Annotated in this window: 7 protein-coding genes (1 of these 7 cut by a window edge); 4 read left to right on the top strand and 3 right to left on the bottom strand. The window is 40.1% G+C overall.

Going from position 1 to position 9,222, the window contains the following annotated elements:
* A protein-coding gene (gene gppA, locus LY624_RS00675) for a guanosine-5'-triphosphate,3'-diphosphate diphosphatase (protein ID WP_341803644.1) crosses the window boundary here: on the bottom strand, positions 1–1,056 show its 5' portion. Its footprint begins 438 nt before the window's first position; only the first 1,056 of its 1,494 coding nucleotides appear in the window; it begins with the start codon at positions 1,054–1,056; its stop codon lies off the left edge, out of view.
* A gap of 44 nt (positions 1,057–1,100) precedes the next feature.
* Positions 1,101–2,378, bottom strand: coding sequence for an ATP-dependent RNA helicase RhlB (gene rhlB / locus LY624_RS00670; RefSeq protein ID WP_130150350.1), 1,278 nt, complete (start codon positions 2,376–2,378; stop codon positions 1,101–1,103).
* 90 nt (positions 2,379–2,468) lie between these two features.
* Between rhlB and trxA the strand changes: the two genes are divergently transcribed.
* The 3 genes from trxA to LY624_RS00655 all read left to right on the top strand — a co-directional run bounded on the left by trxA (position 2,469) and on the right by LY624_RS00655 (position 5,673).
* Entirely contained in the window at positions 2,469–2,795 is a 327-nt protein-coding gene (trxA, locus tag LY624_RS00665; protein ID WP_054554679.1) for a thioredoxin TrxA, read from the top strand.
* A gap of 180 nt (positions 2,796–2,975) precedes the next feature.
* Entirely contained in the window at positions 2,976–4,235 is a 1,260-nt protein-coding gene (rho, locus tag LY624_RS00660; protein WP_062569498.1) for a transcription termination factor Rho, read from the top strand.
* 316 nt (positions 4,236–4,551) lie between these two features.
* A complete protein-coding gene (locus tag LY624_RS00655) occupies positions 4,552–5,673 on the top strand; it encodes a methyl-accepting chemotaxis protein (RefSeq protein WP_341803643.1) in 1,122 nt (373 codons plus the stop codon).
* Here LY624_RS00655 and LY624_RS00650 read toward each other — a convergent pair.
* Positions 5,646–8,480 carry a tetratricopeptide repeat protein gene (locus LY624_RS00650; RefSeq protein WP_341803642.1) on the bottom strand — a complete coding sequence of 945 codons (2,835 nt, stop codon included), beginning with the start codon at positions 8,478–8,480 and terminating at the stop codon, positions 5,646–5,648. The two genes, LY624_RS00655 and LY624_RS00650, sit on opposite strands and share 28 nt — an antisense overlap.
* Positions 8,481–8,636: 156 nt before the next feature.
* On the opposite strand from LY624_RS00650, the gene LY624_RS00645 reads away from it, so the two are divergent.
* A complete protein-coding gene (locus LY624_RS00645) occupies positions 8,637–9,218 on the top strand; it encodes a DNA-J related domain-containing protein (protein WP_130150355.1) in 582 nt (193 codons plus the stop codon).
* The last annotated feature ends 4 nt before the right edge of the window (positions 9,219–9,222 follow it).

Raw genomic sequence — 9,222 nt, 5'->3', positions numbered from 1 at the left:
ATCAATTGATTGCCATTGCCCTTTCACACTTTTTGCCAATTGTTCAGCAAGTTGTGCGACACGACAAGCTTGCTTTTGATCTACATGGTAACGATTCATTAAGCCATCAACTGTACGCTTACGAATGTCATGGTTATGTAGCTCAGGCACCATGCTATATAAAACACCTTCACGTAATGCACCACGAGCAAGACCCATTTGCTTTATATTTAACGACTCGAATAAAGCAATTAAAATGGCTAGTCCTGAAACGAATACTAAGCGCCTCTCTTCTATTAAGCCAGGGAGCTCAAGATCAGCAATTGTGTCATATTGGATTGCTTGCTCTTTGATAGCTAAAAGCTTATCAAGCGTTAAGAGTTCATCTTGATTTTGTGCAACCATGATTTCTTGAATTGCTTGCACTGTACCAGATGCACCGCTGGCGATTTGCCAACCAGATTTTTTATACTCTGCAACAATATCTTTAACAACATCATGCGCTGCTTTTATAGCTGCATTGAAATTCTTTTCATTAAGCTTTTGATCTTTGAAGTAACGCTCAAGAAAAGTCACGCACCCCATATTAAGACTTTTATAGTGTAATGCCTCAAAACCTTTACCAATGACGACTTCAGTACTTGCCCCACCAATATCGATAACAAGCTGTTTGCCATTGCAAGCTGATGTATGTGCCACGCCTTTATAAATTGTCTTAGCTTCTAGCTCACCGCTGATGACATTGATTTTATGACCAAGGATCTGTTCAGCTTTTTGCTTGAATACATCGGCATTGGTAGCAAGGCGTAAGGTTGCGGTTGCAACGATGGTGATATTATCTTTTGGTATGTCTTGTAAACGTTCAGCAAACAAGGCTAGGCATTCCCAACCTCGTTGCATGGCTTCTTTGCTAAGCACGTTGTTTTCATCAAGCCCAGCAGCTAGCCTCACCTTACGTTTGACTCGACCGATCGTTTGCAGACCGCCAGCAATTGATTTAGCAATTAACATATGAAAACTGTTAGAGCCTAAATCAATAACTGCATACACATTTTTTTGCGGTTGAAGTTGCCCCACCGTTCAAAAACCTCTAGTTACTACTAAGTCTTAAAAACGGCCGTTTATGACGACCGTGATTTTTGGTAACTATTGTTTGGGCGACGTCCGTTGTTATTACGATTACGTGGGCCTGTAGAATAGTTCCGCTTTTTCTGAATAGTAGGCTTAGTTAAATCATCAAGCAATGCACTTTTATCATAATGTGATAATGGAATGCTGTGCTCTATATACTGTTCAATCTCATGAAGGTTATATGCATACTGCTCACAGGCAAAACTAATCGCGTGGCCTGATGCACCAGCGCGGCCTGTACGCCCTATGCGATGTACATAATCTTCACAATCATCTGGTAAATCAAAATTAAATACATGGCTTACTTCTGGGATATGTAAACCACGGGCAGCTACATCTGTTGCCACTAAAAAGTCTAAATCGCCTTTGGTAAATTGAGCCAAAATTGATTGACGCTTTTTCTGGTTCACGTCACCGGTTAATAACCCAACTCGATGACCATCCGCTTTCATCCAAGCATAAACATTTTCACAACTGTGTTTTGTATTTGCAAACACAATTGCTTTGTCTGGCCATTCTTCTTCAATTAACGTTAACAGCAACTTAATTTTGTCATCTTGTGATGGATGAAATAGCTCTTCTTGAATACGTTTGCCTGTTTTAACGTCTGGCTCAACTTGTACGTGCTCAGGGTTTGTCATATGTTCGAATGCCAACTCTTGTACGCGATAAGACAAGGTTGCTGAAAACAATAAGTTCAAGCGTTCAGCTGTTTCTGGCATACGTCTAAACATATAACGAATGTCTTTAATGAAACCTAAATCGAACATGCGATCGGCTTCATCAAGTACTACAACTTCAATTTCGTTCAGGGTATAACAACCCTGTTTGTAAAGATCGATGAGGCGTCCGGTGGTGCCAATTAAAATATCAACGCCTTTTTCTAGTTGTGCACGTTGTTTTTCGTAATCTTCGCCACCATATACTAACCCTAAGTTAAGATTACAGTGTGGCGCTAAAATTTTTGCATCTTTGTGTATCTGAATCGCCAGCTCCCGAGTTGGGGCCATGATCAGGGCTCTTGGATGTTTACTAGATGCTTTGCTAGATTGTAATAACCGATGGCACGTGGCAGTTAAAAACGCCAACGTTTTGCCCGTACCCGTTTGTGCTTGGCCAGCAATATCGCGGCCTTCACAAATAAAAGGTAGGCATTTAGCTTGAATGGGAGTGCAATATTCAAACCCATTTTCGGTTAAACCGGCAACCACTTCCGGTGCGATAGCAAAGTCTGAAAACTTTTTATCGGTCAAATGTGTCTTAGTCATAGCGTTTAAGCATAACGTTTAAACTTGCAATAAGAAACAAGAGTGTTTAAATACGCATTAAATATTTCGCCTAACTTATCGGAGATCGCAATGAGCGAGAAAATTATTCAATTAACTGACGATAGCTTTGAAGCTGACGTACTTCAATCAGACAAACCTGTACTTGTTGATTTTTGGGCTGAATGGTGCGGACCTTGTAAAATGATCGCCCCAATTCTTGACGAAGTAGCGGGTGAATTTGACGGTCGTGTGACAGTAGGTAAACTTAATATCGACCAAAACGCAGGTACACCACCTAAATTTGGTATTCGTGGTATCCCTACGTTACTTCTTTTCAAAGATGGTCAAGTCGCAGCGACTAAAGTAGGTGCACTTTCTAAAACTCAATTAGTTGAGTTTTTAGAGAACAACATCTAATTTTGACTGTAAAAAAGGGCTTTTTGCCCTTTTTTTAACTTTATTTTGTTTAAAGACTGGACGCCTAGCTAGTGACCTGCTAGTTTATAAAGCCAACTAATCCTTAGTTATACCAACAAACCTCACTCATGTATCAAACGATGATTTGAGTATGATAATTGTAATAAAGAACCCACCAATATGCATTTACGCGAATTAAAAGACAAGTCGATCAAAGAGCTTGTGAACCTAGCTGAGTCCATGGGGCTCGAAAACGTAGCCCGTTTAAGAAAACAAGACATTATTTTTGCCATTCTAAAAGCACACGCTAAAAGCGGTGAAAACATTTTTGGCGGCGGTGTACTAGAAATCTTACAAGATGGTTTTGGTTTCTTAAGATCATCAGAAGCATCTTATTTAGCAGGCCCAGATGATATTTATGTATCTCCGAGTCAAATCCGCCGATTCAGCATGCGTACTGGTGACTCAATTTCAGGCTTAATTCGTCCGCCAAAAGATGGTGAACGCTACTTCGCACTCCTGAAAGTCAATGAAGTTAACTTCGACAAACCTGAAAACTCACGCACTAAAATCCTTTTTGAAAACCTTACTCCACTTCACGCAAACGAACGTTTACGTATGGAACGTGGTAATGGTAGTACTGAAGACATTACAGCGCGTGTACTTGATTTGGCCTCACCAATTGGTAAAGGCCAACGCGCACTTATCGTTGCACCGCCAAAGGCAGGTAAAACGATGCTGCTGCAAAATATTGCGCAATCAATCAGCTATAACCAACCTGACTGTGAGCTAATGGTTCTTCTAATCGACGAACGTCCAGAAGAAGTAACTGAGATGCAACGCCTTGTTAAAGGTGAAGTGATTGCATCAACATTTGATGAACCAGCAAGCCGACACGTTCAAGTTGCAGAGATGGTTATCGAGAAAGCAAAACGCCTTGTAGAGCACAAAAAAGACGTTGTTATCTTACTTGATTCAATCACTCGTCTTGCACGTGCTTACAATACAGTGATTCCTTCGTCTGGTAAGGTATTAACCGGTGGTGTTGACGCTAATGCATTACACAAACCAAAACGTTTCTTTGGTGCAGCTCGTAACGTAGAAGAAGGCGGTAGTTTAACAATCATCGCAACTGCGCTTATCGATACCGGTTCGAAGATGGACGAAGTTATCTACGAAGAGTTTAAAGGTACAGGTAACATGGAACTACACTTAAATCGTAAGATTGCTGAAAAGCGTGTATTCCCTGCGATTGACTTTAACCGCTCAGGTACACGTCGCGAAGAGTTACTAACTAAACCTGATGAACTACAGAAAATGTGGATTTTACGTAAGATTGTCCATGAGATGTCTGAAATAGATGCGATGGAGTTCTTAATTGATAAGCTCTCAATGAGTAAAACCAATGATGAGTTTTTCGACTCAATGAAGCGTAAATAAACGCGGATAGACTTCAAAAAATGCCTGTTTAAAACACAGGCATTTTTTATATGCCATTCTAATAATACCAATACATTTTATTAAGAACGTTATTTTGAGGTATTGTTATTAATTAGTATAAATTGGAATATACATTAAAGCTGTTCTATACCTAATAAGATTAAAGGTAAAGGACACTTCAATGATTCGCTTTAAAGTAGCTATAACTCTGTTTGTAATAAGCCTACTTAGTTGTATTGCCTGTTTTTCTTTTTTTAACTTAAGCCCTCTTACCTATATTACACTCAGCACTATCATTATTTTTCCCTGGCTTATCATGCTAGGTTTTTTATTCATAAATGATAAAAAGCAACGCGATCACTTAACTCATTTCGTCTCAAGTATTACCTCTGAACATGGCGTCAACTTTACCTTCAGGTTTGACGAAAGCAATGAACAGCTCCCCAAGGCATGTCATGCACTAAATGCCAGCCTAACTCTCGTCGATCACATGCTAAGTGAGATTTACGCATCCTCAGCACGATTATTACCGATGGCTGATGCTTTACGGGATACTTATGCCTCCATGACCCAAAAAGCGACAATTCAAAATGCTCATGGTGTTGACCTAGCAAACACAATAGAAAGAACAATTGATGTATCAAGAGAATTAGATGCCAGCTTAGAACAGATTTACCATGCAGTATCCGATGCTACAGACTCAGTAAAGCAAACACGTGTAGATGCAGATAAAAGCCAAGCAAGCTTGGTAAAATTAGCAGAAAATATTAATCAGACGAGTGAGCAAATAATTCTTCTCAAAAAAGACAGTGATGCCATTGGCTCTGTGATAGATGTGATCAACGGTATTGCCGAACAAACGAACTTGCTGGCATTAAACGCAGCGATTGAAGCTGCCCGGGCTGGTGAGCAAGGACGAGGCTTTGCAGTAGTTGCTGATGAAGTACGAAACTTAGCAGCTCGTACCAGCCAATCAACGCAAGAAGTACAAGAAATGGTGTCTAAAATTCAACAAAGTACTGAACGTGCGAATCAGCTAATGCAAACGGCATTAAAAGAAACCGAGCAAACGGTTAAGCTATCGGAAGAGTCCACCAAAGAAACCAATAAAATCGAACAAGCCATGCTTGCCATTAATGCGTTATCTGAAAATATCCATGAGCAAGTTGCCATACAAAGTCAGATGTCTGATGAAGCGCAAGCGAGTATTGAGTCAATGGTAGAGCTTAATTCAGATGCGTTATCCAGCTCACAGATTCAAGCCGTTTCAAGTCAAGACTTAGTAGAATTAGCACATACATTAGATGAGAAGTTGTCGATATTTAAAATCACTCACCCGTCAACAGATGTAGCACAGCGAGTTGACCGTTCCCGATTTGAAAGCTCCCACGATAAAGCTATCGAACAAATTCAAGAGGGTGACATTGAGCTATTTTGAGCCTCTGATGCACTGTGCAGGTGATCAAGTAATTGAGCAACTAAGCTTGGTAACTCTATAAGTTGATTATGCTTAAGTGCCGACTCGAGTGCCATTGCGCTGCTGGCGACTTCATCGAGGGCAAACATTTTTGCTGCGCCCCCAATTCGGTGCGCATCTTGTTGTAGGTTAAATAAATCGTGCTCTGAGAAGTGCAACTGAACTTGTGAGGCTTCGTAGTCAAAACTACCAATAAAACTTGCAACTAAGTCGCTCATATCCTGTTGCTCGTCCATGACATTGAGGGTGTTTTTACAGTGTTTTGCAAGCTGAGTGTAAAACACTTTTTTGTCAATTGGCTTGGCTAAATAGCCCGTAAAACCAGCTTTTAAATAGGCTTCGACTTCATGGCTAATGGCATTCGCTGTCAACGCATAAACAGGTTGAGTAAACCCACAATCACGTAACAATTTAAGCGCACTTAACCCGTCGAGCACCGGCATTTGAATATCAAGTAAAACAACGTCAGGAAAAGTTTGTAGACACTGTTCAACGGCTTGTTCACCGTTTTCTACTGCAATGACTTCTAATCCCATCGACTCTAAATAACGGTGAATTAACCTGCGGTTATCAACATGATCTTCCGCTAGGAGCACTTTTCCACTGAGCCCTGATGGCGTTTGTTGAGCACTTGCATCATGCTCTATTTTATCGATAGCTGGAATATGTTCTTTACAGGGTAAGTAAAAAGAAAACTCGCTGCCTTTGTTTACTTCACTCTCAACGCTTATATAGCCACCCATCATCATTGCAAGCTGCTGTGATAAGCTCAGTCCCAATCCCGTTCCGCCAAAACGTCGGCTAATACTATTATCTGCCTGACTAAAACATTCGAAGATCAACTTTAGCTGCTCTTCATTCATACCAATGCCTGTATCAGTTACTCGAAACCATACTCCATGTTGCGATAAAGAAACATATAACCTCACCTCACCTTGATGAGTGAACTTGATAGCATTTGCACATAGGTTGATCAAAATTTGTTTAACCCGAGTAAAATCTAAATAACTATAAAATTGCTCGCCTAACTCGTTATGGAATGTGAACTGCAGGTTTTTATCTATGGCTTGTCCACTAAGCATGGCATGAACGTCCGTTGATAATTTAACGAGATCACCTTCTTTTAGGTTTAATTCCAGTTTGTTTGCTTCGATTTTACTGATATCTAGCACATCATTAATAAGTTCTTTTAAGTGCTCACTTTGCTTATGAATGACACGCAATTCGTCATTGAGGGATTCAGGTTTATAAAGGCCATTCATCAAGTTATCGGTCTGACCTAAAATGGCTGTCAGTGGGGTACGTATTTCGTGGCTTATATTCGCTAAAAACTGACTTTTTATTTCATTAGCTTTGCGTAGCTGATCCGCTGTTTTTTCTAACTCTTTAGTGCGCTTGGCAACCATTAGAGACAGCTGCTCTTTTGCTCTTTTTTCTATGCTACGTCGATAAACAGTGACCCCTGTCACCACCAACATAATAAATAGAATAAACAGCATAATAGCCAACTGTCGCTGCTTAGACATTTCTAGCTCTTGCACACTTTGCTGTTGTTTTAAATCAAGGATCTCTTGATTTAGCTGGCTTGCTTGTATTTGACTTTGTAGCTCACCCAGGGATTTCAGTAACTTTTCATTTTTAGCAGTATTTGTGTCGCGCACAAATTGATCAAACAAGGCCACTGACGCCTTATAATCCCCTTGCCCTGCTTTAATTAATGCACGCATGCCCAAACCGTCAAGAACGCGTAATTCATCCTTAAATTCTTCTGCCATTTTTGTGGAGGCATTAAGGGTTTGCTCTGCCTTTGCTAACTTCCCTTGCAGTAACTCTATTTTTGCAAGCGAAAATAGGCCCGCTAACTCCAATGACTTATTATTTATCTGTTGGGCAAACTCTACCGCTTTCTCTGCATGACTAATAGCAAGTTCAAGATCACCTGTGCGCAAGTAAACATTGGCGATATTGCCATGTCGTGATGATAAGTAATAGGCATTATTTGTTGATTGGTAATAGCGTAAAGCTCGCTGATAATAATGTAGTGACAACTGATATTGCCCTAACTCAGAATATGCGACCCCCATATTGCCATAAGACTGTGCCACTCCATCTTTATCACCTAGCTCTTGATAGATCTCAAGCGTCTCTCGATACATATCAAGTGCTGTACTATAACTCGATAAACGAATATAAATGCCTGCAATATTGTGCAAAATATCAGCTTTATCTTGAGCAGTGCCGTATTGCTCAAACAACGTTTTAGCTTGTTTATAGTAATCAAGTGCTTGATGCATATTGAACATATTAAAATAAGCAAGGCCAATATTACTGAGCAAATTTGCTTTAGAAATAGGATCTTTCATGTTTTCCGCGACTTTCAAAGCACGTAAGTACGTCGCGACTGCTTGTTGCATTAAACCTTGGTAATAATAAGTGACGCCTTGCATTTTCATTGCTAAAAAATACCCCTCAGGATCCGATTCAAGGGTCGTACTTTTCTCAGCTAACTGGTAATGCTCAACGGCAGCCGCAAAGTTGCCCTGCTCGAGTGCCAAATCGCCTAGTTGCATATGAATATCATGCTGTTTGTGTGAACTTAACACAGAAGAAGCCAACAGTTTTTTTCCTAACTGCAGCTTTTCATCCCATTGCTGAGATTGATTAAAACGCTCCAATACTGAAGGGTGGGCATGCACAATATCGGTAAATAAAAACAAGGAACAAAAGAACATCAAGTTAATTAAGCCGCTGCGCAATTTTATAAGCATATTGTATATATCCCTAAAAGCTTAGTATGCATTAAGCCACTAAAATTAAATCTTGATTAACTGCGCCAACGATTAAAAACACAAGCGTGGTTTTAGTAACGCTGCTGTGATAGCGTGTATAAATTAAAGATTACACTAAACATCGGCTTACGAACAATGGTTAACCCACTGATTGACGAGATTTTTTGCTTACTTATAAGACAGCCGATTTGGAAAGTTCATACATTAGCAAGCGCCTTATCAGAAACTAATTACATCAAAGCACTCGATGATGACCCGCAAAAAGACTTGTTTAAGCGCAATTTTCTAGTCATGAATGCACTTTATCAGCTGCAATTACAGCTGTTCCCTGACTACCATCTACGTATCGCTTCGCTGCATATAGAGCTTGTAAATACACCGTCACATACAGCATTACTGCAAGCGGAACCTTTAAGAGATTACTACCTCGATTGGCACAATTACGACACATCTAACGATGAAATTGAAGCTCTTCTTGATAATTTCTGGCAACGTTTTGCTCAGCAAACTTACGTAAACACGGCAAAACTCACTCCCTTGCAACACCAACAAATACGGGAGCGGTGGAATTTAAATACTGAATATTCATTAAAGGATGTACAAAAGCGTTGGCGGCAACTTGCATTAAAACACCACCCAGATAAGCAGGGCTCTGCGGCGGTGTTTAAACAAATACAAGATGAATATGAGCAACTTAAATTATATTGCTCATTATGATCAG

It is taken from the genome of Pseudoalteromonas sp. N1230-9 (assembly GCF_032716425.1).
Lineage (GTDB): Bacteria > Pseudomonadota > Gammaproteobacteria > Enterobacterales > Alteromonadaceae > Pseudoalteromonas.
This window is presented reverse-complemented; position numbering and strand designations above follow the sequence as displayed.

Excerpts from the sequence above, each read along its gene's own strand:
- rhlB (WP_130150350.1), bottom strand. The coding sequence starts at position 2,378 with ATGACTAAGACACATTTGACCGATAAAAAGTTTTCAGACTTTGCTATC.
- trxA (WP_054554679.1), top strand. The coding sequence starts at position 2,469 with ATGAGCGAGAAAATTATTCAATTAACTGACGATAGCTTTGAAGCTGAC.
- rho (WP_062569498.1), top strand. The coding sequence starts at position 2,976 with ATGCATTTACGCGAATTAAAAGACAAGTCGATCAAAGAGCTTGTGAAC.
- LY624_RS00655 (WP_341803643.1), top strand. The coding sequence starts at position 4,552 with ATGCTAGGTTTTTTATTCATAAATGATAAAAAGCAACGCGATCACTTA.
- LY624_RS00650 (WP_341803642.1), bottom strand. The coding sequence starts at position 8,480 with ATGCTTATAAAATTGCGCAGCGGCTTAATTAACTTGATGTTCTTTTGT.
- LY624_RS00645 (WP_130150355.1), top strand. The coding sequence starts at position 8,637 with ATGGTTAACCCACTGATTGACGAGATTTTTTGCTTACTTATAAGACAG.